General features: G+C 64.3%; 21 protein-coding genes and 1 tRNA gene. 8 read left to right on the top strand and 14 right to left on the bottom strand.

Annotated elements, in window-relative coordinates; translation table 11 throughout:
• Positions 1-38: 38 nt before the first annotated feature.
• Positions 39-1,826, bottom strand: a complete 1,788-nt coding sequence (locus A9K71_RS25350; protein WP_067002760.1) for an outer membrane beta-barrel protein — start codon at positions 1,824-1,826, stop codon at positions 39-41.
• Positions 1,827-1,987: 161 nt separating this feature from the next.
• On the opposite strand from A9K71_RS25350, the gene A9K71_RS25345 reads away from it, so the two are divergent.
• Positions 1,988-2,989 (top strand): KpsF/GutQ family sugar-phosphate isomerase, encoded by a 1,002-nt coding sequence (locus tag A9K71_RS25345; RefSeq protein ID WP_067002758.1) that lies wholly within the window; start codon positions 1,988-1,990, stop codon positions 2,987-2,989.
• A gap of 65 nt (positions 2,990-3,054) precedes the next feature.
• On the opposite strand, the gene A9K71_RS25340 is transcribed toward A9K71_RS25345, so the two are convergent.
• The 12 genes from A9K71_RS25340 to A9K71_RS25285 form a co-directional block, all read right to left on the bottom strand.
• On the bottom strand, positions 3,055-3,519 hold the full coding sequence (locus A9K71_RS25340; RefSeq protein ID WP_067002514.1) for an NfeD family protein: 465 nt from the start codon (positions 3,517-3,519) through the stop codon (positions 3,055-3,057).
• A 28-nt stretch (positions 3,520-3,547) separates the two neighbouring features.
• Positions 3,548-4,498, bottom strand: a complete 951-nt coding sequence (locus A9K71_RS25335) for an SPFH domain-containing protein (protein ID WP_067002512.1) — start codon at positions 4,496-4,498, stop codon at positions 3,548-3,550.
• A 133-nt stretch (positions 4,499-4,631) separates the two neighbouring features.
• Positions 4,632-5,696 (bottom strand): ferrochelatase, encoded by a 1,065-nt coding sequence (gene hemH, locus A9K71_RS25330; protein ID WP_067002511.1) that lies wholly within the window; start codon positions 5,694-5,696, stop codon positions 4,632-4,634.
• A gap of 147 nt (positions 5,697-5,843) precedes the next feature.
• Positions 5,844-7,931, bottom strand: a complete 2,088-nt coding sequence (locus A9K71_RS25325; protein WP_067002509.1) for a 5'-nucleotidase C-terminal domain-containing protein — start codon at positions 7,929-7,931, stop codon at positions 5,844-5,846.
• Positions 7,932-8,122: 191 nt separating this feature from the next.
• On the bottom strand, positions 8,123-8,494 hold the full coding sequence (locus A9K71_RS25320) for a hypothetical protein (protein WP_067002507.1): 372 nt from the start codon (positions 8,492-8,494) through the stop codon (positions 8,123-8,125).
• Positions 8,495-8,683: 189 nt separating this feature from the next.
• Complete coding sequence (locus A9K71_RS25315; RefSeq protein ID WP_067002505.1) at positions 8,684-10,129, bottom strand: homospermidine synthase; 1,446 nt, start codon at positions 10,127-10,129, stop codon at positions 8,684-8,686.
• A gap of 125 nt (positions 10,130-10,254) precedes the next feature.
• Positions 10,255-11,175 (bottom strand): DUF3445 domain-containing protein, encoded by a 921-nt coding sequence (locus tag A9K71_RS25310; protein ID WP_067002503.1) that lies wholly within the window; start codon positions 11,173-11,175, stop codon positions 10,255-10,257.
• Entirely contained in the window at positions 11,172-11,459 is a 288-nt protein-coding gene (locus tag A9K71_RS25305; RefSeq protein WP_067002501.1) for a YciI family protein, read from the bottom strand. Before A9K71_RS25305 ends, A9K71_RS25310 begins: the two co-directional genes overlap by 4 nt.
• A 19-nt stretch (positions 11,460-11,478) precedes the next feature.
• The gene (locus tag A9K71_RS25300) at positions 11,479-12,141 is read right to left on the bottom strand and encodes an aminotransferase class IV family protein (RefSeq protein ID WP_067002756.1); all 663 of its coding nucleotides are present in this window, start codon (positions 12,139-12,141) and stop codon (positions 11,479-11,481) included.
• Positions 12,090-13,235: an aminodeoxychorismate synthase component I gene (locus A9K71_RS25295; RefSeq protein ID WP_067002499.1), complete on the bottom strand. Its 1,146-nt coding sequence runs from the start codon at positions 13,233-13,235 to the stop codon at positions 12,090-12,092. The genes A9K71_RS25300 and A9K71_RS25295 overlap by 52 nt, the downstream gene beginning before the upstream one ends.
• Positions 13,236-13,388: 153 nt before the next feature.
• Positions 13,389-14,093, bottom strand: coding sequence for an NADH dehydrogenase (locus A9K71_RS25290; protein WP_067002497.1), 705 nt, complete (start codon positions 14,091-14,093; stop codon positions 13,389-13,391).
• A 321-nt stretch (positions 14,094-14,414) separates the two neighbouring features.
• On the bottom strand, positions 14,415-16,253 hold the full coding sequence (locus A9K71_RS25285) for a M3 family oligoendopeptidase (protein ID WP_067002754.1): 1,839 nt from the start codon (positions 16,251-16,253) through the stop codon (positions 14,415-14,417).
• 144 nt (positions 16,254-16,397) lie between these two features.
• On the opposite strand from A9K71_RS25285, the gene A9K71_RS25280 reads away from it, so the two are divergent.
• The 4 genes from A9K71_RS25280 to A9K71_RS32190 all read left to right on the top strand — a co-directional run bounded on the left by A9K71_RS25280 (position 16,398) and on the right by A9K71_RS32190 (position 20,637).
• Complete coding sequence (locus A9K71_RS25280; protein WP_067002495.1) at positions 16,398-17,939, top strand: sigma-54 dependent transcriptional regulator; 1,542 nt, start codon at positions 16,398-16,400, stop codon at positions 17,937-17,939.
• Positions 17,940-18,317: 378 nt separating this feature from the next.
• On the top strand, positions 18,318-20,162 hold the full coding sequence (locus tag A9K71_RS25275; protein WP_067002493.1) for a DUF882 domain-containing protein: 1,845 nt from the start codon (positions 18,318-18,320) through the stop codon (positions 20,160-20,162).
• A gap of 103 nt (positions 20,163-20,265) precedes the next feature.
• A tRNA-Gln gene (locus tag A9K71_RS25270) sits at positions 20,266-20,339 on the top strand.
• A 121-nt stretch (positions 20,340-20,460) separates the two neighbouring features.
• Positions 20,461-20,637, top strand: coding sequence for a hypothetical protein (locus A9K71_RS32190; protein ID WP_082980697.1), 177 nt, complete (start codon positions 20,461-20,463; stop codon positions 20,635-20,637).
• A gap of 112 nt (positions 20,638-20,749) precedes the next feature.
• Here the strand turns inward: A9K71_RS32190 and A9K71_RS25265 are convergent, their stop codons facing one another.
• Positions 20,750-21,385, bottom strand: a complete 636-nt coding sequence (locus A9K71_RS25265) for a 2-dehydro-3-deoxy-phosphogluconate aldolase (RefSeq protein ID WP_067002491.1) — start codon at positions 21,383-21,385, stop codon at positions 20,750-20,752.
• Between the two features lie 142 nt (positions 21,386-21,527).
• Between A9K71_RS25265 and A9K71_RS25260 the strand changes: the two genes are divergently transcribed.
• The 3 genes from A9K71_RS25260 (at position 21,528) to A9K71_RS25250 (ending at position 24,318) form a co-directional block, all read left to right on the top strand.
• Entirely contained in the window at positions 21,528-22,457 is a 930-nt protein-coding gene (locus tag A9K71_RS25260; protein WP_067002752.1) for a rhodanese-related sulfurtransferase, read from the top strand.
• Positions 22,458-22,578: 121 nt separating this feature from the next.
• The gene (locus A9K71_RS25255; RefSeq protein ID WP_067002750.1) at positions 22,579-23,286 is read left to right on the top strand and encodes a tellurite resistance TerB family protein; all 708 of its coding nucleotides are present in this window, start codon (positions 22,579-22,581) and stop codon (positions 23,284-23,286) included.
• Between the two features lie 279 nt (positions 23,287-23,565).
• Positions 23,566-24,318 carry an SDR family oxidoreductase gene (locus A9K71_RS25250; RefSeq protein ID WP_082953977.1) on the top strand — a complete coding sequence of 251 codons (753 nt, stop codon included), beginning with the start codon at positions 23,566-23,568 and terminating at the stop codon, positions 24,316-24,318.
• Positions 24,319-24,322 lie beyond the last annotated feature (4 nt).

Below are 24,322 nucleotides of genomic sequence, written 5' to 3'. Positions count from 1 at the left end.
CTCCGCGTCCGCGTCGCTGGCGCGAGGATCACGAAGTGTCAGCGCTGCACCTTCAGGCCGAGATAGACGCTGTTGGCGACATAGTCGCGACCGGGAAGGTTGCTGGTGAGCTTCTCCGTCCTGATTCTTGTGGTGAGGCCGGCATAGCGGTTCAGCCACCAGGTCAGGCCGGCCTCGGCGCTCAGGATCAGATCGTGGCCATCGGAGCCGGTGTAGTCGCGCCAATCGAGCCCCAGCGCTGTATTCGCCGTCAGGTTGGCGCGGACCTGCCGCTCGCCGGTGAGCCGGCCCGAATAGAGGAGGTCGCCGCTCTCGTTAGCGATGGTCGTGGTCTCGACCGTGGTTCTTCCGGTCAGCCCGATGATGGTGCCGCGCTCGGGCGACCATTTGAGGTCGGCGTTGACGTAGGGCCCCGCAATCGCCGGCAGACGGTCGTCGTCGATGCCTTCGCGCAGCCATCCGACGGAGAACTCGCCGGAGAGCTTCTCGCGCATGTCGAGCTCGAGGCCGGCGCGCGCGCCGAGCCGCGTCGAGGAGCGCTCGAAACCGTTGCTGTCGAGGCGCAGATCGTAGATCCGCCGGCCGGCTTCCACTTCAACGAATGGCGTCATGGCCGGTGAGACCTGATAGCCGGTACGCAAGGTCGCAGAGTAGAGTGTCGAGTCGCGATCCTTCAGCGACAAGACGGTGCCGTCCGAGAGCTTGGCGTCGCCATAGAAATCATGCGAGACCGCGCCGGTCAGCGCGTAGCGCATCTTGCCGACATCCTTCTCGATGCCGAGGCTGCCGTCGACGGTCTGCCGCAGCGGCTGTGAGGTGACGCCGGCAATCGCATCCGGCGAGGACGCCGATTCCGGCACCGCTTCATAGCCGAGCCTGGCGATGGCGCGCAGTTCATTGTCGAGGTCGACATTGAGCTGGCCTTCGATCCGGCCCTGCGCATCGTTGATCTTCTGGCCCGAAAGCGTGTTGCGAAAGAGGCCATAGCCGTCGATGACGGCCGAATTCTCGCGCCAGTCGGAGGTGGCGGAGAAACGCAGCGCGGTTTCGGACAGCACAGCCGACCTGCCGCCGGCGCTGGCATCGGCATTGGAAGTCGCGGTGAGGCCTTGCTCGAGTGTCGGACGGAAGACGAAGGTGCCGAGCTTGATGCCGGGGGCGGCGAAGGGATCGTCCTCCAGCTTCGCTTTCTGGCCGTCAATCGAGCCTGTGCGCTCCGCGCCGGGATCGAGCTTCTGCCGGTCGACGCTGTCGATAGTGACGGCGCGGCGGTTCGCGCCGTCATCCTCGGTGGCCGCCGTTTCGGCCTGATCGCCGGTGGCGGCCTTGGCCGTGCTGTCGGTCGTCTGGCCAGGCTTCTTCTTGGCGTTTTGCTTGCCGGCCCCCTTGGCATCGCTTTTCGCCTTGGCACCCGCACTCTGCCTGGCAGTCGAAGGCCGGCGTGGCGGGGCAATTGTCTGATTGTCGGCGAAGGGGTCGTTGGTGGCTTGCGGCTGGTCGAAGATGCTGCCCGCCGCGCCCCCCGTCTGGTCGTCGTCGGGCACCGCGCCTGGGCTTGCCGGCTCATAAGGGTTTGCGGGCGTCTGGTCCTCAGCCATCTGGGTCGCTGGAACCGCTTGATCCAGCGATCCCTGCGCGCGCAATTGTCTCGCCTTGCGTTGCTGGTCGGCCAGGATTGCCGATTCGGAGACCTCGCCGCGCAACTCGGTTTCCTGCGAAAATGCCGGCACGGTCCGCAGCAAGGCGACAATGCTTGCCGTCAGCAAAAGCGCTGCAACGGCAATGCAATTCCGGCCCTTTTTCGTATCTGGCTCGCCCCCGAACATCATCACCACTGCTTGCGCGGCGCAGGCGCGCCATACTTACCGGACCGTAAATGCGGATGGTTAACGGAGGGTTGAAACAGGCCAAGTGCCCTTGTCCGCGACGCACGCGAGACGGGAATTCCGTTGGACACGCGAGCGACATGGCGCTAATGGCATCTGCCATGCACGCGGGGTCCTCAGAAAGAAAGCAGCCGGACAGGCAGGCAGCGATTGAATCGGCGCTGAGAACGGTGGCGACGGAGCAGGCCGGCATGGCCGCGCTTGCAGCCGCTCTCGGCAACGGCTTGTCCGAACCGTTCGCTGCCGCAGTGGATGCCATCGCGCGGATCGAGGGCCGCGTCATCGTCACCGGCGTCGGCAAGAGCGGCCATATCGGCTCAAAGATCGCGGCGACGCTCGCCTCGACCGGCACGCCTGCCTTCTTCGTCCATCCGGCCGAGGCCAATCACGGCGATCTCGGCATGATCGCCAGGGACGACGCCATCATCGCCATGTCGTGGTCGGGCGAGAGCAAGGAACTGATGGGCATCGTCGCCTATTCCAGACGCTTTTCGATCCCGCTGATCGCCATCACCTCGGGCGAGAATTCGGCGCTGGCGCGCGCCGCCGACGTCGTGCTGTTGCTGCCGGCCGCGCCGGAGGCCTGTCCGCACGGGCTGGCGCCGACGACATCGGCGCTGCTGCAGCTGGTCATGGGCGATGCGCTGGCGATCGCGCTGCTCGAGGCGCGCGGCTTCACGCCGGACCATTTCCGCACCTTCCATCCCGGCGGTCAGCTCGGCGCCAATCTGATGCAACTGCGCGAGATCATGCATGTCGGCGAGCGGCTGCCGCTGGTGCCGTCGGGCACGGGAATGCGCGAAGCGATCGTCGAGCTGTCGCGCAAGGGTTTTGGCTGCGTGGCGATCACCGGCGCCGACGGTTCGCTGATCGGCATCATCACCGACGGCGACATCCGCCGCCACATTGCCGATGACCTTCTGTCGATGAACGTCGATGAGGTGATGACAAAGAAGCCGAAGACGGCTGCCCCCGACACGCTGGTGGCGACGGCGCTGCAGACGATCAATACATCGGCCATCACCAGTCTGATGGTGGTCGAGGCCGATCGCCCCGTGGGGCTAGTGCATCTGCACGATCTGCTGCGCATCGGCGCCGCTTGAGATGGGCGAGACTCAGGACACGCAGGCCTGATCCCAAGCGGCTTCAGAATAGGAAATCCGCAAACTCAGACGGCCTCCACCGTCAGCTCCAGATCGGTGTCGGCGGCGCCGGTCACACGCACCTGGGTGCCGACGGGCAGGTCCGGGCCGGAGACACGCCACAGCGTGTCGCCGAGGCGGATGCGGCCGCGGCCATTCTTGATGGGCTCGGCCAATGTCGCCGTGCGGCCGACCATCTGAGCGCCGCGGCGGTTGAGCAGCGGTTGGTCCGCATTGACGGCACGATCGCCCACCAGCTTCTTGCCGACGAAGGCTGAGACCAGAGAGAGCACGAGGAAGGCGAGCACCTGGAGCTGCCAGGTCCAGAAGGCAGCGTCCCAAACCAGCAGCGATACCGCGCCGATGATCAGCGCGGCGATGCCGATCCACAGCATGAACACGCCAGGCGCCACGATTTCCATCACCAGCAGCACGAAGCCGAGGACCATCCAGTTCCACGGCCCGAGTTCCGAGACGATGCGATCGATCATTGACGTTCTCCCACCCAGATGGCGTGACTCAATTGTCCGACGGTCGCACGAGCGGCGTGCGCGCCCCCTGACGTTGCGGGCCGGAAGGGCCGTCGGCCTTGAACACTTCGCGGGCGATCTCGCCGATGCCGCCGAGCGAACCGATCAGCGATGAGGCTTCGAACGGCATGAGCACGATCTTGTTGTTGCTGGACGAGCCGATCCTGGCCAGCGCCTCGGTGTATTTCTGCGCGATGAAGTAGTTGATCGCCTGCACGTCGCCCTTGGCGATGGCTTCCGACACCACCTGGGTCGCCTTGGCCTCCGCCTCGGCGGAACGCTCGCGCGCCTCGGCATCGCGGAAAGCGGCTTCCCTGCGGCCTTCGGCCTCGAGGATCTGCGACTGCTTCATGCCTTCGGCGGCCAGGATCTGGGCGCGCTTGTCGCGCTCGGCGATCATCTGGCGGCTCATCGAATCCACCAGATTGGCCGGCGGGTTGATGTCCTTGATCTCGACGCGGGTGATCTTGATGCCCCACGGGTGCGCGGCCTCATCGACGACGCGCAGCAGCCGCTCGTTGATCGCATCGCGGTTGGACAGCAACTCGTCGAGGTCCATCGAGCCCATGACGGTACGGATGTTGGTCATGGTGAGGTTGAGGATGGCGTTCTGCAGCCCGGAGACCTGATAGGCGGCCTGCGGGGCATTCAACACCTGGTAGAAGGCGACGCCGTCGACGCCGACGATTGCATTGTCGCGGGTAATGATCTCCTGCGTCGGGACATCGAGCACCTGCTCCATCATGTTCATCTTGGCGCCTACGCGCTCGAAGATCGGGTTGATGATGTTCAGGCCGGGCGTCAGCGTCTTGGTGTAGCGGCCGAAACGCTCTACCGTGTAGTTGTAGCCCTGCGGCACCGTTCTGATGCCTTTGAAAAGAAGGATGATGACGAGGAATACAAGAACAATGATGGCAATATCGAAACCGCTAAACCCCATTTCGTTTCTCCCTCAAAAGGCGGCGACCTCGCGGAATCACTTAAGTGTGTTTCCGAAGCGTTACAATCAGGTGATCGCGAATATTGGTTAGCGAAGGCTATTGCGAACCGGTTTCGCCGCCTATTATCGGACGTCAGACCCAGCCTGACAGTTCCCGCCGCACCAGCGCCTCGATCACTGCCATGCCCTCGGCGCTGTCGTTGAGGCAAGGGATGTGGGCGAAGTTCTTGCCGCCGGCATGGTGGAATGTCTCGGCGGCCTCGCGGCCGATTTCGTCCAGCGTCTCGATACAGTCGACGGAAAAACCCGGATTGACGACCGCGATCGATTTGACGCCGTCCTTCGCCAGCTTCTCGACAGTGACGTCGGTGTAGGGCTGCAGCCATTCCTGGGCGCCGAAGCGCGACTGGAAGGTGGTGATGAGCTTCTTCTCGTCCCAGCCGAGCCTTGCCCTGAGCAGCCTCGTCGTCTCGAGGCAATGCGCCTGGTAAGGGTCACCCTTGTCGGAATAGGGTTTTGGGATGCCGTGGTAGGAGGTGATCACCACCTCCGGCGCGAAACCGAGCGTCGCCAGGTTTTGCTCGATCGAACGGGCGAGGGCGTCGATATAGACCGGCTCGTCATAATAGGGCGGCACACTGCGGATCGCCGGCGCTTGCCTGATCTTCATCAGCGCCCGGAACAGCTGGTCGTTCGCCGTCGCCGTGGTCGTCGCCGAATATTGCGGATAGAGCGGAAAAGTGAGGATGCGCTCGCAGCCCTGCTCGACCAGCCGGCGGACGACGCTGCGGGTCGAGGGATTGCCGTAGCGCATGGCCCAGTCGACCACGACGGTTGGCAAGTCAGCAAGCGCAATGGCGAGCTTCTCCGCCTGCGAGCGGGTGAAGGTGCGCAACGGCGACTCGTTCTTCTCCCGGTTCCAGATCCTGGCGTAGTTGGCGCCGGACTTTTTCGGCCGCGTTGTGAGAACCAGCCCGTAGAGGATCGGATACCAGATCGCCTTGTTGAGCTCGATGACGCGCGGATCGGAGAGGAACTCTCTGAGATAGCGCCACATCGGCTTGAAATCGGTGCCGTCGGGCGTGCCGAGATTGATCAGCATGATGCCGATCTTGCCCGCTTTCACCGGCGCGGCACCCGCCGGCGCCGGACCGGCGGTCTTGGCGGCTTTCGCGTCGGCAGGATTGGCAAGCGTCATCGACGGTCTCCGGTTGTCGGTGCGAAAACTAGCGATGCCATGCCGGTTTTGGAATGCTGCGTCTGGACGCACCTTACCGCGTTTGCGTCTGAAGACGGAACACCCGTCCGGTCTCCCGGACGGGCGCCATGAATTTCCGGCGAAAGGTTACTTTGCGGCCGGCGGAATGGTCAGCGTTGCTCCGAGCGGCAGACGGCGCGGCCTGTAGTCCTTGTTGGCCTCGGAGATCAGCTTCCATTTGCTGCCGTCGCCATAGTTTTTCTTGGCCAGATCCCAATAGGTGTCGCCGGCGGCAACCACATGGCTGGTCTCTGGGCTGGCCTCCGGACCGGTCGCGGCCGGCTTGGCCTCGGCGGGCGCTGTTTCGGCCGGCTTGGCGGATTCGGTCGCAGGGGCGGCGGTCGCCGGCGCAGTCTCGGCAGGTTTTGCTGTCTCCGACGTTGCCGGTGCCGTCTCGGCCGGAACGGCCGGCGGCGTCCCCGCGATGTCGCCGGAATTGGACGGCAAAGCCGGCATGGCAGGCTCGGTGGCCGCCGGCGCCGTCTCGGCCGGCTTCGCGGGTTGGGCGGCAGGCGGCGTCGGGGCGGTCTCGGCAGGTTTTGCCGGCTCCGCGGCCGCTGTCGTGGCGCCGATCTCGGTGATGCGGTGGTCGAGCTTCGGTGTGTAGGGGCGGTGCGCGCCGAGATAGTCGGCCACCACCTGCTCCAGGCCCGGGCCGTAGTCATAGGCATCCGTGGCCTTTTCGGCGAAGACCTTGTAGCCGTCGCCGCCCTGGCGGACGTAGTTGTTGGTGGCGACGAGATACTGCTTGTCCGGGTTGATCGGCACCCAGGCGCCGTTCTCCATCACCTCGACCGATTTGACGCGACCGGCATTGGGCGCGACCGACTTGTCGAAGGCATATTTCAAGCCGGCCACCTGCGGGAAGCGGCCGGCGCCGTCCTCGACCTGGCTGACGCCGCTTTCGAGACCGGCGACCAGATCCTTGCCGGAGATCTTGAAGGTCGCCAGCGTGTTCTGGAACGGCAGCACCGTCAGCACTTCGCCCATGGTCACGGTGCCCTGGTCGATTGAGGCGCGCAGTCCGCCGCCATTCGAGATGACGATCTCGACGCCCTGGCCCTTGACCCGATCGAGGACGGCGTCGGAGACGAGATTGCCCATTTCGCATTCGCGGGTGCGGCAGCTTTCACGACTGCCATCGATCGGCTTGGTGGTCTCCGCCACTTCCTTGTTCTTCAGCGCCTCGATCGGCGCGCCAAGCTCCTTGATGCGGGCGAGCACCGCCGGATCGGGCGTGATCGACTTGTCGAGAAAGATCGGGTCGCCGCTGGCCGACTTGACGACGCCGTTGTCGTCGAACACGACCTTGAATTCGCCGAGATATTTCGAATAGGACGCCGCCTGCACCACCGGCACCTTGTAGCCGTCGGGGTTGTCGACCATCGTCGGGTAGGGGCCTGCCGCCTTCGGATCGGTGTTCGACAAAAGCGTGTGGCTGTGGCCGCCGACCACCACGTCGACGCCGGGGATTTTCGCGATGACGTCGCGCTCGCGGTTGTAGCCGATATGGGTGACGGCGATGATCTTGTTGATGCCCTGCGCCTTCAGTTTCTCGACCTCGGCGGTGATCGACTTGACGTCGTCCGCGATGGCAATGTTGGGGCCGGGCGAGGCGAGTTCCGGAGTGTCGTTGGTGACGGCGCCGACGATGCCGATCTTCTGGCCGCCGACCTCGACCACGATGGACGGCTTGACCTTGCCGTGGGCGCCGGACTTGTCGTTGGGCACGACGTTGGCGCTGACCACCGGGAACTTCGCCTTGTCGAGGTAAGGCACAAGCGCGCTTTCGCCGTCGTCGAACTCATGGTTGCCGAGCGTCACCGCGTCGGGCTTGAGCTGATTGAGGAATTCCTCCTCCGCTGCTCCCTTGTAGGTGATGTAGAACAGCGATCCCTGGAAGCTGTCGCCTGCATTGAGCAGCAGCACGTTCTGACCTTGGAGCTTCTTGCGCTCCTGTGCGATCGCCGTGACCAGCCGGCCGGCGCCGCCAATGCACTCGCCTTTGGTCTCCTCCTCCGCGGAACATGTCGACTCGTATTTGTTGTTGCCTTCGATGCGGCTATGCCAATCGTTGAAATGCAGGATGTTCAGCGTGTAGTCGGCAAAAGACGCTCCGGCCGAGAGGCCAAGTGCTGATGCGGAAAGGGCGGCAATGGCGGCAAATTTCTTCATTCTCGTCTCCCGGATGAGCTGACTTGAAGTGCTTAAAGCCCTCGCTTGGCTGGAAGGTAACAGTCAGCTTCGGGTCATGTTCACATCGCGTTTTGGCCGATGCAAGCGGAAATCGGGAGGGGATTTTGCCGGCACAAAAAAGGACGGCGGCTCGCGCCGCCATCCCCAACAAAGTCGATCTATGTCTGCGCTCAGGCCCGGCGCGTCAGCACGAAATTCTGACCACTGGAGCTGGTGCAGTTGAGCTGGCTGGTGGAGACCATCAGGCAGTTGAAGCTGACCGGCGTCTGGCGGATCAGCGAGGTGCCGTGGATCTCGACCGAGGTCGCGCCGGTCATGGTGTAGCTGCCCTCGGACAGCTTCTGGCCGGTATCGGTTGCGACGGTGGTGAAGCTGCCGGCCGCGAAAGTCGAGAGGCCGGTGCCCTTGGCGTCGATCCAGTTGCCCTCGACGCCCTTGGGCGCCGCTGCGATCGGCTCCGAAGGGCCGGTGGTGGTGCAGGCGGCAGCGGCCAGAAGGCTTGCCGCGGCGCCTGCCGAAAGCAATTTGCGCGCAATGGTCATTTAAGAATCCTCTCCTCTCGCATCGGCCGGAAAATCGATCTCCGATCTTCGGAAAAGCACGATGCGTGCATTCAAAGTGCTAGAGCGTACTTTGTGCGTCCGACAGGACGCGCGTCGCTCTGGGCAGCCCGTCTTCAATCGCCCGATTTCCGGGCGATTGCAAGGTGGAGACGCGGGTAGGCTTGGCTGCTATCGCACCAGGATGTTGCGGAACTGCCACGGATCGTCCTTGTCTAGATCCTCTGGGAAAAGCCCCGGGCGATGGTCGAGCGGCGTCCAGTCGGTGTAGTAGCCCCTGACCGGCCCGAGATAGGGAAGCTGCACTTCCAGGCAGCGCCGGTAATCCATCTCGTCGGCTTCCACGATGCCGGCCATCGGATTTTCCAAGGCCCAGACCATGCCGGCGAGCACCGCCGAGGTGACCTGCAGGCCGGTGGCGTTCTGGTAAGGCGCCAGTTTGCGCGCCTCGGCCAGCGACAGCTGTGAGCCGTACCAATAGGCGTTCTTGGCATGGCCGTAGAGCAGCACGCCGAGCTCGTCGACGCCGTCGACCAGCTCGTTCTCGTCGAGCACGTGATGCACCGGTTGCGCCTTGCCGGCGGCGCCGAACACCTCGTGCAGCGACAGCACGGCATCGTTGCAGGGGTGATAGGCATAATGGCAGGTCGGGCGATACTGAACCTTGCCCTTCTTGCCGCGCACGGTGAAGAAATCGGCGATCGAGATCGCCTCGTTGTGGGTCACCAGGAAGCCGTATTGCGGGCCGGGCGTCGGGCACCAGGAGCGCACGCGCGTGTTGGCGCCCGGCTGCTCCAGGTAGATCGCCGCCTGCGAGCCGTGCTTGTGCTTCTTGCCGTTCTTCGGCATCCAGGTCTCATGCGTGCCCCAGCCGAGCTCGGCCGGCTGCAGGCCTTCCGAGATGAAGCCCTCGACGGACCAGGTGTTCCAGAATACGTCCATCGGCTTCGGCTTCTTGGTGCGCTGGGTATCGCGCTCGGCGATGTGGATGCCCTTGACTCCGGCCTTCTTCATCAGCTTCGCCCAGCCCTCGCGGTCGTGCTCCGGCGGGACCACAAACTCGAGCCCGAGATCGTTGGCGAGGTTGACCAGTGCCTGCTTGACGAACCAGGAGACCATGCCAGGATTGGCGCCGCAGCAGGAGATCGCCGTAGTGCCGCCGGGAGCCTTCTCCTTCTCCTGGCGCACGCTCTCGCGCAGCGCGTAATTGGTGCGCGAGGCATTGTCGGCCTTGTCGTCGAAATAGAAGCCGAGCCAAGGCTCGACCACCGTATCGATATAGAGCACGCCGAGCTTGCGGCAGAGCTTCATCAACTCGAGCGAGGAGGTGTCGACCGACAGGTTGACGCACATGCCCTGACCGCTGCCATTGGTGAGAAGCGGGGTCAGAAGCTTCTTGTAGTTCTTCCTGGTCACCGCGTCCTGAACGAAGGCGATGCCGCGCTCGTCGAGCAGCATGCGGTCGCTGTCGCGCGGGTCGATGACCACCATGCGCGACTTGTCGAACTTGAAATGGCGTTCGATCAGCGGCAGCGTTCCCCGTCCGATCGAGCCGAAGCCGATCATCACGACAGGGCCGGTGATTTCACCGTAAACGGGCCAGTTCTCGTTCGCCATTTTTTCGCACACTCCTTCAAACACGGGAAAGTCCGGCATTTTTCGCCGGTAGCCCTACATCACAGATCATTGTCACAAACCAGCAAAAACCGCCAACCGACGGCCAAACCGGCCTGGCGGTTTGGTTAAGCCACCATGGCCATGCCGGCGAGGTACGAAACCAGCCGGTCGCGGTCGGCGCTCAAACCCTTGTAGTCGAGCTGCGCCTGATCGAGAGCATTGAGCTGGTCGGCGAAGGAGGCCACAAGCGCGACCTTGTCGGGGTGGCGGGCAAGCACCGCCAGCGGGTCGAGATGGATGCGAATGGTGAAAAGGATGTCGCGCGACACCGGCAGCTTGCGCAAGGTCTGGCGCTCGACGCGAATGAAGGCATGGGCGTTGATGTCACCATCCGGAAAACGAGTCGGACGGTTCGTGGCACGGTCGATCCGCTCCCCGTTGGAAAGTGGATGATAGAGCGCGTCGCCCGCCTGGATCGACCAGTTGAAGCGCTCGACCGCCTGGCCCTGCAGGCCGTCGAACATGCGGTTGATGAGGTCCGCAGGCCGTGTGCCGGGGCCGAAGCCGGGCACCGGCGCGTGGATCTGTTGCAGCGGTTTGCCGAATTTCTCCTGGAGCGACCAGGACGACGGAAAGCAGAGCGAGCCGGCGGCGAGCCGCCAGCCGCTGTCGTCGCGGCGCATCAGGATCAGATCTTCCTGGATTAGCAGCGAGGCTGCGACCAGCGGGGCGTCGGGGCCGACATTGCTGCCTTCGGGGCCGGCTACCTCGATCCCGGCACCCTTGCGGCGGTAGGTTTCGGGATGTTTCGCCAGCAGGTGCGCTCCAAGCAGATCCAGCACCTCCTGCTGCGCCTCACGCGTGCCCTCCTCCTCGACAAAAACCCGGCTTGGGATTTCCGCGTAGAGACGGCGCTTCTCGGCGAGATGCGGCAAAAGAAACTCGTCGAGCTCGATCCATCGATCGAGATCGAGCGGTTTCAGCCCGATGGTGAAAAGCCTTGACGATCCGTCATAGGGCGTATGGGTCGGCGGGCGAACACTCATGCTTCCTTGAAGGCGTCCAGTTCGGTGGCGGTCAACCGCGCCGCGAATTCGGTGATTTCGTAGTCGGCCGCGCCTGCCTCGGAGAAAGGGTCGGCCGCCAGTCTGGCGTCAAGCACGTCGCGGGAACCGCGCGCGACGATGATGCCGCCGGTCCTTGGCCGTTTCGGTCCAGACGCAACAAAAATGCCTTCCGCGTAGCAGGCCTTCAGCCATTCGACATGCGCCGGCGCCAGCCGATCGATCTCGGTCAGCGGCACCTTGTAGTTCAGCGAAACGATGAACATTGCATTCTCCTGCTTGGCGTCATGCCAGCCTCGCCGGGATCAACCCACGTAGCGAATTGCCGACGAAGATCGCCTGCGCCGACTTCAGATCGTCGAAGGTGTAGATCGCTTCCGCGGCGCGGCCTTCGTCCAGAAGCTCGCCGCGCAATACTCCAGGCAGCAGGCCGCAATCAAGCCGGGGCGTCACCAGCACCCCGCCGCCGAAATCGGCGAACAGATTGGTGATCGTGCCTTCGCAGAGTTCTCCGCGCTCGTTGGCGAGCAGCACTTCGTCGGCGCGGGTGGCGAGGTATTCGGCGCGCGCCTGTTGGTAGGTTTCGCGGCGGCTGGTCTTGTGACGCAGCAACAAGTTACCGGAATCGAGGCGGACCCGCGCCAGCTGCAGACGCCATGCCCTGTCTGCGGGAAGCTGCTCAAACGGCTGCGCGGCGGCTGTCGCCTCGCCGTTGCGCTGCAGTGCAAGCCGGGTGCGCAAAGCGATCCGCTGCCCGCCGGTCGCGTTCTTCAGCACTTCGCCGATCCGCTGCGGATCGCACGCAAAGCCGAGCTCCGCCGCCGAGGCATAAAGCCGCGCAAGGTGGCGCTCGAAGCGCAGAAAGCCGGACCCCGGCTGCCAGCGCATGGTCTCGATCAGCTCGAAGTCGGGACGGTTCCCGTCGCGAAGCGCGCTTTCAGAAGACACTCCCGGTACTCCTCCTCGGCGGTGGAATCGAAGACCACGCCGCCGCCGACATTGTAGACGGCCTCGCCATTGGCAAAGAGCGAGATGGTGCGGATCGCCACCGAGAACCGCATCGTGCCGCCGGGCGCGACCCAGCCGATGGCGCCGCAATAGACGTCGCGCGGCACGCCCTCCAAATCGTGCAGGATCTCCATGGCGCGGATCTTCGGCGCGCCGGTGATCGAGCCGCAGGGAAAGAGCGCTGCGAAGACTTGGCGAATACCGATATCAGGCAGGAGCTTCGCCCGCACCCGGCTCACCATCTGGTGCACCGTCGGGTAGGTCTCGATGCGGAATAGCTCCGGCACTTCCAGCGTGCCGACCTCGCTGATCAGCGAGATGTCGTTGCGCAGGAGATCGACGATCATCCGGTTCTCGGCCTGGTTCTTCTCGTCGTTGCGCAGGAACGCCTTCAGCCGCGCGTCCTCGGTCTTGGTGGCGCCGCGCGGCGCCGTGCCCTTCATCGGGTGCGTCTCGATCATGCCGTACGCATCGATCTCGAAGAAGAGTTCCGGCGAGCGCGACAGCACGATCGGATCGCCGAACGAGATCAGCGCGCCGTATTTCACCGGCTGGCGCCCGGTCAGCGCCTCGAAGGCGGCAAGCGGATCGCCCGACCATTGCGCATGGACCGGAAAGGTCAGATTGCCCTGATAACAGTCGCCCTTGCGAATATGGTTGTGGAGGCGCGCGAAGCGGACGGCGTAGTCCTCGGCGGACCAGGATGCGCGGGCGTCGAAGATCGGTCCGTTGCTGGCGGGGCCTTCGTTCCGCGGCACGGCCTGTTCGAGCGGCGCATCGAAGACACCGAGACAGATCAGCGGCGCGCGGCGGCCCTCTGGCAGCAACGGCACCAGTTTCGGCTCCAGCAGGTAGCCTGCCTCATAGGAGAAATAGCCTGCCAGCCATTTGCCCGCGTCGGAGGCGGCCTGAGCCGCTTCCAGCGCCGGCGTGAATTCGTCCGCGGTTCGCGCCGTGATGACCTCATGCGGCCCCTCAAAGACGAGCTGGCGGCCGGTCTCGTCATTGCGGAATATTGCTGAGGGCAGGGACATAAGCCTTGGATGGGGTCGATTAAGTCGATCGCTCTATATGGGGGCGCGGCGAGGCGCAATCGAGAGAGCGGCGTCGGAGGGCGTAAAGGCATCTGGTCCAAAGCAAAAACGGCGCCCAATGGACGCCGCCTGCGCTGGGAAGGCACAGCGAGATCAGTTGTTGTTCGAGGTCGCCGCCGTGGGGAACCGGCTAGCGAATTCGGCCTCGTCGCCCGCGGCCAGCAGTTTCGCCTGCTCGATCCATTTCTCGCGCGCGATGCGGCCGTCGAAATTGAGCACCTCCTCGATGCGCTTGACGTCGGCATCGGTCCAGGCGGCGATCTGGCCGTAGGACGTGACGCCCTGCGCCTTGAGCAGCTTTTCGTTGACCGGGCCGATACCGATCAGGCGGCGCAGATTGTCCGCCTTGCCGGTGGTCGCCTTCGGGGCGGCGGCTTTCTTCGGAGCCGGTGCCTTCTTTGGCGCCGCGGCGGCCGTCTTTGCCGCTGCCGGCTTGGCCGCGGCGGATTTGGTCGAAGCCGATTTTGCCGCTGACGGTCTTGCAGATGAGGATCTGGCTGGGGTCGGGGTCGACATCAGCGCCGCCGGCGCAGGCGCGGAGGCTTTGTCGGTTCCCGCCTTGGCGGAAGAGGTCGGCGCTTCGCGCAGCTTGCGTTCGAGATCGGCGCGGCTGCGGCCGCATGCGTCGAGCTCGCCGCTCAGGCGGTAGGTATCGGCGCTAAACCGGTCGCGTTCGCTCTTCGCGCGACCGAGTTCGCCGCGCAGGCTGTCGAGCTCGCCACGCAGGCGGCCCCAGATGAACCAGCCAACCAGGACACCGACAACGAACGCCAGGAGCATATAGAAGAAAGTGCTCATTTTCCTCTCCAGTCCGATCGGGCCGCGGCCGCAAACGGCGGCCTTGCCGCAGGGATCGTCAATCGCTGGGCGGAACCGCCCCTCCAATCGCTGGCGGCTGGCCCTCCTCCGGCTGCGGCCCGACGGCCGCTATCGCTCTCGCTGAAGCAACGCTAGGGCCGCCTCCGGCCTTGCTGTCGCGTCCGGTTGAGCTTGGGGTCTGACGCTAGCACACGGCCTGCGCAAAGCTAATTGAAAAGTGCGGGCAGAGTTATTGAAGAACAGTAGAAATATGCGTTCCGGCCAAACTGTTCCCGGTCTATGCCGCCAGGCGAGCACCCGTCATTTGTCGAGCGCCTCCAGCTCGTCGATCAGCGCGCCGATCACACCCAGGCCGATCTGCCAGAAGGCCGGATCCGTGGCGTCGAGGCCGAAGGGCGCCAGCAGTTCCGAATGATGCTTGGTGCCGCCGGCGCGCAGCATCTCGAAATACTTCTCCTGAAACCCGCGCTCGGCGTTCTGGTAGACGGCGTAGAGCGAGTTGACCAGGCAGTCGCCGAAGGCATAGGCGTAGACGTAGAAGGGCGAGTGGATGAAGTGCGGGATATAAGTCCAGAAGACCTCGTAGCCATCGCGCAACTTGATCGCCGGCCCCAGGCTTTCAGCCTGCACCTCAAGCCAGAACTGGCCCAGCCTGTCCGAGGTCAGCTCGCCGTTGCGGCGCTCGGCATGCACCTTGCGCTCGAACTCGTAGAAGGCGATCTGGCGCACGACGGTATTGATCATGTCCTCGACCTTCTGGGCGAGCATGGCCTTGCGCTCGCGCTTGTCGGAGGTCTGGTCGAGCAGCGAGCGGAAGGTCAGCATCTCTCCGAAGACGGAGGCCGTCTCGGCCAGCGTCAGCGGGGTGGACGCCATCAGCGCGCCCTGGTCGGCGGCCAGCACCTGGTGAACGCCGTGGCCCAGCTCATGCGCCAGCGTCATCACGTCGCGCGGCTTGCCCATGTAGTTGAGGAGCACGTAGGGATGCGCCGAAGGCACAGTCGGGTGCGCGAAGGCGCCGGGCGATTTGCCCGGCCTGACCGGCGCATCGATCCATTTGCGATCGAAGAATGTCCGCGCGATTTCCGCCATCTTCGGCGAGAAACGCTGATAGGCTGACAGCACCGTGTCCCTGGCGTCGTCCCACCGGATCACCGACTGCGGGGTCTCGGGCAGCGGCGCGTTGCGGTCCCAGTGGTTCATGACGTCCATGCCGAGCCAGCGCGCCTTCATCTGATAGTAGCGGTGCGACAGGCGCGGATAGGCTTCGCGCACGGCCGCGGCCAAAGCATCGACCACGCCGCGTTCGACGCGGTTGGCGAGATGGCGTGAATCGGCGATGTCCTCGAAGCCGCGCCAGCGGTCGGAAATTTCCTTGTCCTTGGCCAGCGTGTTGGTGATGAGCGTGAAGGTGCGCAGGTTCTTGCGGAAAGTCGCGGCGAGCGCCTCGGAGGCGCGGCGGCGCACTTCGCCATCCGCGTCCTGCAGCCGGTTCAGCGCCGGCTCCAGCGTCAGCTCCTCGCCATCGACGTCGAAGCGCAGATCCGTCATCGTCTCGTCGAACAGGCGGTTCCAGGCGCCGCGTCCGGTGACCGACTTCTCGTGGAACAACTGCTCGACCCGATCCTCGAGCTGGTACGGCTTGTCCTTCCTGAGATCGAGCACCCAGGGACGGTAGTGGGCGAAGGCAGGGTCGGCCGCGAGTGCTGCTTCGATCACCGAGTCGTCGATCAGGTTCAGCTCCAGCGCGAAGAACAAAAGATGCGCGCTGGCATCCGTCATCTTCTCCTGGATGTCGCCATAGAGCTTGGCGCGCTGCGGATCGGCGGTGTTGCCGGCATAGACAAGCCCGGCATAGGAGACGATGCGGCCGATCAGTTCCTCCAGCGCCTCGTAGGCCCTCAGCGCCTCGCCGAGCCGGCCGGCGGCGCCACGCTCGGCTTCGGCGGCCAACGTGCCCTTCCAGCGGACCTCGAAGGCGATGGCGTCGCTTGCCGCCCGGGGGATGTCACGCTTCAGCTCCGGCGCTTCCATGCCGGAATAGAGATCGGCGAGATTCCACTCCGGCAGATCGCCGAGCTCCGCCGCGGCCTGGCCAGATGCCGTCGCCGCAAGCCGCTGACCAAACATCATGCGCATCGACAATACCTTCTTCGAATCAACGGGAAAGGAGAAGCCGGTCAAATCCTAAGGAATTCGTTCACCGGGTTTTTTGAAACCTTATTTAGAACCCTGTGCCAAGATGATCCATGGGGATTTATCGGGCGGATAATTCAAAGAGTCATGACAGGTTCCGTACTCATAGTCGATGACGATCCCGTGCAGCGCAGGCTGCTCGAGGCGGCGGTGACGAAATTCGGCCACAGCGCCATCGTCACCGACGGCGGCGAGGCGGGCCTCGATGTGCTGGACGGACCGAACGCGCGCGATGTGTCGGTCGTCATCCTCGACCTGGTCATGCCCGGTCTCGACGGCATCGGCGTGCTGAAGGCGATGCGCGAGCGCGCCATCAATCTCCCGGTCATCGTGCAGACCGCGCAGGGCGGCATCGAAACCGTTGTCTCGGCCATGCGCCACGGCGCTTTCGATTTCGTCGTCAAGCCGGCCTCGCCCGACCGGCTGCAAACCTCGATTTCCAATGCTTTGAAGGTGGAAGCGGTCGAGGACGAGGTGAAGCGCTCGTCGCGGCGTCGCGGCGGCCATCTCACCTTTAAGGACTTGATCACCCGCAGCCCGGCGATGGATCGGGTGATCCGGCTCGGGCAAAAGGCGGCGGCCTCCAATATTCCGATCCTTATCGAAGGTGAATCGGGCGTGGGCAAGGAATTGGTGGCGCGCGCCATCCAGGGCAGCGGCGACCGCCGCTCGAAACCCTTCGTTACCGTCAATTGCGGCGCCATCCCCGACAATCTAGTGGAATCGATCCTGTTCGGCCATGAGAAGGGTTCCTTCACCGGCGCCACGGACAAGCACACCGGCAAATTCGTCGAGGCGCATTCGGGCACGCTGTTCCTGGACGAGATCGGCGACCTGCCGCTCGACGTCCAGGTCAAGCTGCTGCGCGCCGTGCAGGAGGGCGAGGTCGACCCGGTCGGCGGCCGTTCGACCGTCAAGGTCGACATCCGGCTGATCTCGGCGACGCATCGGAATCTTTTGCAGCAGGTCAAGGACGGCAAATTCCGCGAGGACCTATTTTATCGCCTGAACGTCTATCCGATCTTCGTGCCGCCGCTGCGCGACCGGCGCGAGGACATCCCCCATCTGGTCAGGCATTTCATGGAGAAGGTGGCGCCGGCCGATCCGCGTCATCGTCTCACCGGCATATCGGCCAAAGCGCTGGCGATGCTGCAGGCCTACGATTGGCCGGGCAACATCCGCCAGCTCGAAAATGCGGTGTTCAGGGCGTCGGTGCTCGCCGAAGGCGAGTTGCTGACCGAAGAGGAATTCCCGCAAATCCGCGCGCAGGTCGAAGGCACGGTGAAGCTCGATGCCGAGCCCGCGCCTGCCGTGGCACCGGTCGCGGACGAGCTGCAGTCGGGCGATCAGGCCGCCTCCGGCGGAGTGGCGTCAGGCTCGCACGAGGCCGAGGCGCCGGCGCGGCTGCAGCCGCGATTCGGCACGCTGAGGGCCTTGGACGAGCGCGGCAATGTGCGGGCGCTGGCCGATGTCGAGTTCGAGATGATCAAGCTTGCGATCGACCACTATAACGGCCAGATGAGCGAGGTGGCGCGCCGCCTCGGCATCGGGCGCTCTACGCTCTACCGCAAGTTGAAGGAATATGGCATTGACCCCGAAGCGGGTCGGCTTGATCGACTTGCCTCTTGAGACGCAAGCCCAGCCCAGCCTACCGGTTTATACTCCGACTTAAATCGTCGCTTTTTCGTTTCTGAAGGCGCTTTTTCAGTCGCTTGCGTGTTCGCGATCACGCATTTAACGCAATCGGTAATAGATTGTGTTTGGGCCAAAGCCGAATTCTCGATCTAAACCAGCGATTTACCACGAAACGTGGTGCATCATTTTTGACGGGATATCGCCACGGTGTTACCGCATTTCGGCTCCAATAAGCGATGATTAACCATTAGGATCGATATTCGGATGTGAGAACCACGCATCCGTTTGGGCAAATCCGGGGACAAACGGCAGCCTGCAAGGCCTTTTGATTTGAACCAAGTCGAACGACACACGAACGGGCGGCATTTTCACATGAGCGTCTGGCCACGGTGGCTGACGTTTGTGATTTTGGCCGTAGGGTTCCTTTCGGCAGCCGCCTCTGGCGCGAAAGCCGAAGTCCGTTCGCTGAAGCTCTATCACCTGCACACACACGAAAAGGCCGAGATCGTCTACAAGCGTAACGGCCGCTACGTTCCCGAAGGCCTGCGCAAGATCAACATCATCCTGCGCGACTGGCGCCGCAACGAGCCGACCAAGATGGATCCGCGGCTGCTCGATCTGGTGTGGGAGGCCTACCGGCAGAGCGGAGCGACCGACTACATCCAGGTCGTCTGCGGCTATCGCTCGCCATCTACCAATTCGATGCTGCGCAGCCGCAGCCGCGGTGTCGCCGAGAAAAGCCAGCACATGCTTGGCAAGGCGATGGACTTCTACATCCCCGGCGTGCCGCTGAAGAAGCTGCGCAACATCGGCCTCAAGATGCAGGGCGGCGGCGTCGGCTACTATCCGAATTCCGGTTCTCCGTTCGTCCACATGGATGTCGGCAATGTCCGCCACTGGCCGGGTATCAGCCGTCAGGAACTGGTCAGCCTGTTCCCGAACGGCAAGACGCTGCACGTGCCGAGCGACGGCCGGCCGCTGCCTGGCTATGAGCAGGCTCTGGCCGCCTACAAGGCGCGCAAGGGCGCCGGCACCCCCAATATCGAGCTGGCCAGCGCCGGCGGCTCGACCAAGCGGTCCGGCGGACTGTTTGCGGCCTGGTTCGGCGGCGGCGACGACGAGGCCGACGACAGCGCCGATGTCGCGAGCGCCCAACCCGCACCCCAGCCGAAAGCTGTGAAGCAGGTGGCGGCCGCCAAGAGCGGCAACAGCGGCAGCCTGCCGGGCATCGCGATCGTCTCGCCGCAGGATGCCAAGCGCGCCAACATCCCGCAGATTGCCGATGACAGCTCGGACGATTCGCAACCGCAGCAGGACACGCCCGAAACCATTATTGCCGCGCTGCCGCCGAAGGAGGTTCCTCTGCCCGCCTTCGCGCCGAGGCCCAAGGCCGATGTCGGCCAGCAGACGGCTGAAAACGTGCCGTTCGCCGTGGCGGACGCCTCGGCCACGGCTGAGCAGGTGGTGGCGACGGCGCATGCTCCGGCCAACGTACCGTTCGGCATGGCCGCCGGCGCGGCGCAGGCCGCAGCCGATCCCGCGCAGGGGGCGTTCAACAATGTTCCGCTGCCGACGAGGCGGCCCGATCTGCCGAGGGAACTTGCGCCCAAGGACAAGGGCGTGCTTCTGGCGCTGGCGGAAACCGCCTCGCAGGACAAGAGCGCGACCGATGCCTTCTCGGTGCTGCCGACCGCGAGGCCCGACACGGGCAAGCCGGATGAGATCAAAGCGGTGCTCGAGCAGGCCAGCGCGACCACCGTGGCCGGCTCGAGTGGGGCCGAATACGAAGTCGCTTCGCTGACTGCGCCGGAGCCACGCTCGGCATTCAACGATCCGTCGGGTCTCGATGCAGCTTCGCCGCGTCAAGCCATTGCCGCACGCCCCGCCGGCACCGATCCGGCGCAGGCGATCGGCGCCGGCGTGAAGACGACGCGCAAGGAGGCCAGGGCGTCCGCCAACGACCTGAAGCCCGGCCCGAAGGCAATGGTGGTGGCAACGCCGCCGCAGGCAGCGCGCTGGGCGCTGGGCAGCGGCGACAACATCGCCACCGTTTCCGATCCGACCACGGCACCGCGCTATGCCTACAATATCGTGCACACGCCGCCGAGCGAGGTCTACACGGCCGGCTTCCAGACGGATGCGCAATTGCCGGACGCCAGCCGGTTCACCGGCAACGCGGTGAAGTTCCTTTCGGTCGCCCGCTTCCAGACGAAATAACGAGCCTGCCAGTGCCGCAACAGCCGCGTTGAACAACAGCGCGGCTTTTGCTTTTTATCACGGCGGCATAGTTTGAACGGCGCGGGTTTCCCGCGTGGTCTTTTCCCGCTTCGTCTAACGGTAGGACAGCGCCCTTTGAAGGCGTGAATCGTGGTTCGAATCCATGAGCGGGAACCAGCCGGCGGCTGGTTTTCGGCCCGCACCGGCATGCCATCACGCACGCTTAAACTTCTCGTGAGACCGGAACGGGCCGCGCTTTTTCGGGTTAGGATGCGTTCGTTCCAAACTGGGGATATTCATGAAGAAGATTCTATTGGCGTCAGTTCTCGCTTTGGCCGCGGCATCGGCTGCCGTGGCTCCAACGCAGGCCGAAACCGTTATCGTCAAGACCGGCAAGCATCACTGCAGAACCAAGGTGGTCACCCATTGGGTTCACCACCGCAAGGTCGTCGAGAAGGTCAAGGTCTGCCACTGACCGCATGTCCAGCCCTGGAGCGGTTCAGCGTTTGATAGACCGCTGAACCGCTCCAGGTGTTCTTTACACGATCCGCACGGAAGAACCGGTGCCCACTCTTCCTGGAATTGCGTTAGGCGAGCTTGCTCGCCTCGCGCGCCAGGGCTTCGATCTCATCCCATTTGCCGGCCTTGATGAATTCGTCGGGCGCCACCCACGAGCCGCCGACGCAGATGACGTTGGGGAGGCTCAGATAGTCGGCGGCGTTCTTGGCCGTTATGCCGCCGGTCGGGCAGAATTTCACGTCGGCGAGCGGCGAGGCGAAGGCCTTCAGCGATGCGATGCCGCCCGACTGTTCGGCCGGGAAGAATTTCAGGAAGCGCAGGCCGGCTTCGCGCGCAGCCATGATCTCCCCGGGGGTGATGGCGCCGGGCAGCAGCGGCACGGGGCTGTCCTTGGCCGCGTCGAGAAGCTGGCCCGTAATGCCGGGGCTGACGATGAATTTCGAGCCGGCGCGTGCCGCCTCGTCGAACTGCTTGGCATCGAGAATGGTGCCGGCACCGACAACCGCATCCTCGACTTCGGCCGCGACGCGGCGGATCGCTTCCAGCGCATCGGCGGTGCGCAGCGTGATCTCGATCGCCCTCAAGCCGCCGCGCGACAGAGCGCGGGCGAGCGGCACGGCGTCGGCGACATTGGCGATCTTGAGCACCGGGATGACCGGCTGGCCGTTGAGGAGCGACAGGAGCTTTTCGGTCTTGCTGGTCATTGGCTTGTCTCTCCGTTTCGGTCGATTTCAACCGATTAGCAGAAGGGGTATTCCGAGTCCACGAAGGCGGGCGTGTCGCAATGTCACGCGGCCCGTCCGCTCCGCCTTGAAACGGCTTTCAGCACGGTCTAGTGGCATGGGCATGACAACAACCAAGGAAATTCAGCCGGTCTGCGTTGCCGCGCTCTACAAGTTTGCGTGGCTCGACAATTACCAAGCGCTGCGCGCGCCGCTTGCCACCTTCTGCTGCGGACGCGACATCAAGGGCACGCTGCTTTTGGCGCATGAGGGCATCAACGGCACGGTCGCCGGCAGCGAGGCAGCGATCGCAGCGCTTATCGATCACCTGGAGGCGATCGAAGCGCTTGCCGGCCTGGAAGTGAAATACAGCACCGCCGCCGAGATGCCGTTCCACCGCATGAAGGTGCGGCTGAAGCGCGAGATCGTCACGATGGGCGTCGACGATCTCGATCCGGCGAGCAGCGCCGGCACCTATGTCGCGCCGGCCGATTGGAACGCGCTGATCTCGGACGCCGACACGTTGGTCATCGACACGCGCAACGCCTACGAGGTTTCGATCGGCACCTTCAAGGGCGCGGTCGATCCCAAGACCGCCAGCTTTCGCGAGTTCCCGGGCTGGGTCGAAGAGCACCGCGAGGAGCTCGAAGGCCGCAAGGTGGCGATGTTCTGCACCGGCGGCATTCGCTGCGAGAAGGCGACCGCTTACGTGAAGTCGCTGGGCTTCAGGCAGGTCTTCCATCTCAAGGGCGGCATCCTGAAATATCTCGCAGAGGTGCCGGCCGAAGAGAGCCTATGGCAGGGCGAATGCTTCGTCTTCGACGAGCGGGTATCGGTGTCGCATGGCCTGGCCGAGGGCGAAGCCGAACTCTGCCGCGCCTGCCGCCATCCGCTCACCGTCGAGGACCGGCTCTCGCCGAAATATACGGTCGGCGTCTCATGCCCGCATTGCTTCGAAGCGCGCTCGGACGAGGACCGCGCGCGCTACGCCGAGCGCCATCGCCAGGTGGAACTCGCGCATGCGCGGGGCGCCAAGCGCCACATCGGAAGCTGAGCAGCCCAGGTTTCGTCAAATCATCCGCCCGTTCATTGTAATGTCAATGCGCGGGGCCTACGTCTTGCCGGTCCGAAACCCCGCCCGGGCGCATTCGGCCGGGCCAATTCTGGAGGCATTGATGCTCGACCCCAAGAAGCTGCTCGACGACCTTTTCGGCTCGCAAATTCCCGGCACGGGATCGACCGTTCGCGACAAGGCGGGGCAGGCGGTGCAGATGGCGAAGGACAATCCGCTCGCCGCCGGCGCGCTGGCGGCGGTGCTGCTCGGCACCGGCCCCGGTCGACAGGTGACGGGCGCTGCCATGAAGCTCGGCGGCCTGGCAGCCATTGGCGGCCTCGCCTACAAGGCCTACCAGAACTACAAGGCCGGCAATGTGCCGGCACAAGAACCCGTGGCCGGCGAGCCCGAGTTGCTGCCGCCGCCCAAAGACACCGCCTTCCATCCCTCGCAGGCGCCGCAGGGCGAGGCCGAATTCACGCTGACCCTGGTGCGGGCGATGATCTCCGCAGCCAAGGCGGACGGTCATGTCGATGACGAGGAGCGGCAGAAAATCGCCGACAAGCTCAAGCTCGCCGGCATCGGTGCCGAAGCGGAAAAATTTCTGCTGGATGAGCTTGAACGCCCGCTCGATCTCGACGTCCTGATCACCGGCGCCAAGACCGATGCGCAGAAGGTTGAGCTCTACACCGCCTCGCGCCTTACCATCGATCCCGACACCCGCACGGAGCGCGGCTATCTCGACCTGCTAGCCGGCCGCCTCGGCCTGCCGGACGCGCTGGTCGACCATGTCGAGGCGACGGTCTCGGCGGCGAAGGCGCCGGCTTGAACCGCGCCCGATCCGCGCCAGCAAATTGCCGGTTGGTAAACGGGCATGGGACGTGCTGCTGGCCGTTAATCTTTCGTTAACCCAGCAAGCGCATCATTCTAACCAGTCGGACCGGCTTATCCTCCTCCCAAGCGCGGTTCAGATGAGGGGCGGTCGCCAATGACCGCCCTTTTTGTCGGCTCCGCTTTCTTGCCGACAATAGCCGCTTGCCACGCCCTCTGTCATTTGCGATGCCACGTCTTCTTCCAGCAGTGACGGGGAGCGAGGACGATGACCGCCATGACAGAGAAAACAGCCATCGTAACCGGCGCGGGCACCGGCATCGGCAAGAGCGTCGCCACCACGCTGCTCAAGGCAGGCTGGAACACCGTGTTCTGCGGCCGCCGCAAGACGCTGCTCGAGGAGGCGATCGCCGAGGCCGGGAAGACCAGCGCCAGGGCGCTTGCCGTTGCATGCGACATCAGCAAGGCCGGCGAAGTCGACGACATGTTCGAGACAGTGGTGGAGGCGTTCGGGCGCGTCGACCTGCTCTTCAACAATGCCGGCATGGGCTACAAGTCGACGCTGATCGACGAGATCCCGGTCGAGGTCTGGAACGATGTCGTCGGCGTCAACCTGACCGGCTCGTTCCTATGCGCCCGTGCCGCCTTCGGCGTCATGCGCCGGCAAAAGCCGATGGGTGGGCGCATCATCAACAATGGCTCGGTGTCGGCCTATGCGCCGCGGCCGGGCTCAGCGCCCTACACGGCGACCAAGCATGCCATCACCGGCCTGACCAAGACCCTGGCGCTCGACGGCCGGCCCTATGACATTGCCTGCGGCCAGATCGACATCGGCAATGCGCTGACCGAGATGGCGCAGGCGATGACCGTCGGCGTGCCGCAGGCCAACGGCTCCATCGCCGCCGAAGCGGTGATGGATGTCCAGCGCGTCGCCGACGCGGTGCTTCACATGGCGAGCCTGCCGCTCGACGCCAATGTGCTGTTCATGACGGTGATGGCGACGAAGATGCCGTTCGTCGGCCGCGGGTGAGGGG

This window comes from Mesorhizobium sp. WSM3873 (genome assembly GCF_001672445.1).
In the GTDB taxonomy this organism is placed as follows: Bacteria; Pseudomonadota; Alphaproteobacteria; order Rhizobiales; family Rhizobiaceae; genus Mesorhizobium.
The sequence above is the reverse complement of the archived record's forward strand: the minus strand, read 5'-3'. Positions and strand labels throughout refer to the sequence as shown.

Bases quoted from the DNA above. Each gene is read 5' to 3' on its own strand.
- A9K71_RS25350 (WP_067002760.1), bottom strand. From the start codon at position 1,826: ATGTTCGGGGGCGAGCCAGATACGAAAAAGGGCCGGAATTGCATTGCC.
- A9K71_RS25345 (WP_067002758.1), top strand. From the start codon at position 1,988: ATGCACGCGGGGTCCTCAGAAAGAAAGCAGCCGGACAGGCAGGCAGCG.
- A9K71_RS25340 (WP_067002514.1), bottom strand. From the start codon at position 3,519: ATGATCGATCGCATCGTCTCGGAACTCGGGCCGTGGAACTGGATGGTC.
- A9K71_RS25335 (WP_067002512.1), bottom strand. From the start codon at position 4,498: ATGGGGTTTAGCGGTTTCGATATTGCCATCATTGTTCTTGTATTCCTC.
- hemH (WP_067002511.1), bottom strand. From the start codon at position 5,696: ATGACGCTTGCCAATCCTGCCGACGCGAAAGCCGCCAAGACCGCCGGT.
- A9K71_RS25325 (WP_067002509.1), bottom strand. From the start codon at position 7,931: ATGAAGAAATTTGCCGCCATTGCCGCCCTTTCCGCATCAGCACTTGGC.
- A9K71_RS25320 (WP_067002507.1), bottom strand. From the start codon at position 8,494: ATGACCATTGCGCGCAAATTGCTTTCGGCAGGCGCCGCGGCAAGCCTT.
- A9K71_RS25315 (WP_067002505.1), bottom strand. From the start codon at position 10,129: ATGGCGAACGAGAACTGGCCCGTTTACGGTGAAATCACCGGCCCTGTC.
- A9K71_RS25310 (WP_067002503.1), bottom strand. From the start codon at position 11,175: ATGAGTGTTCGCCCGCCGACCCATACGCCCTATGACGGATCGTCAAGG.
- A9K71_RS25305 (WP_067002501.1), bottom strand. From the start codon at position 11,459: ATGTTCATCGTTTCGCTGAACTACAAGGTGCCGCTGACCGAGATCGAT.
- A9K71_RS25295 (WP_067002499.1), bottom strand. From the start codon at position 13,235: ATGTCCCTGCCCTCAGCAATATTCCGCAATGACGAGACCGGCCGCCAG.
- A9K71_RS25290 (WP_067002497.1), bottom strand. From the start codon at position 14,093: ATGAGCACTTTCTTCTATATGCTCCTGGCGTTCGTTGTCGGTGTCCTG.
- A9K71_RS25285 (WP_067002754.1), bottom strand. From the start codon at position 16,253: ATGCGCATGATGTTTGGTCAGCGGCTTGCGGCGACGGCATCTGGCCAG.
- A9K71_RS25280 (WP_067002495.1), top strand. From the start codon at position 16,398: ATGACAGGTTCCGTACTCATAGTCGATGACGATCCCGTGCAGCGCAGG.
- A9K71_RS25275 (WP_067002493.1), top strand. From the start codon at position 18,318: ATGAGCGTCTGGCCACGGTGGCTGACGTTTGTGATTTTGGCCGTAGGG.
- A9K71_RS32190 (WP_082980697.1), top strand. From the start codon at position 20,461: ATGAAGAAGATTCTATTGGCGTCAGTTCTCGCTTTGGCCGCGGCATCG.
- A9K71_RS25265 (WP_067002491.1), bottom strand. From the start codon at position 21,385: ATGACCAGCAAGACCGAAAAGCTCCTGTCGCTCCTCAACGGCCAGCCG.
- A9K71_RS25260 (WP_067002752.1), top strand. From the start codon at position 21,528: ATGACAACAACCAAGGAAATTCAGCCGGTCTGCGTTGCCGCGCTCTAC.
- A9K71_RS25255 (WP_067002750.1), top strand. From the start codon at position 22,579: ATGCTCGACCCCAAGAAGCTGCTCGACGACCTTTTCGGCTCGCAAATT.
- A9K71_RS25250 (WP_082953977.1), top strand. From the start codon at position 23,566: ATGACAGAGAAAACAGCCATCGTAACCGGCGCGGGCACCGGCATCGGC.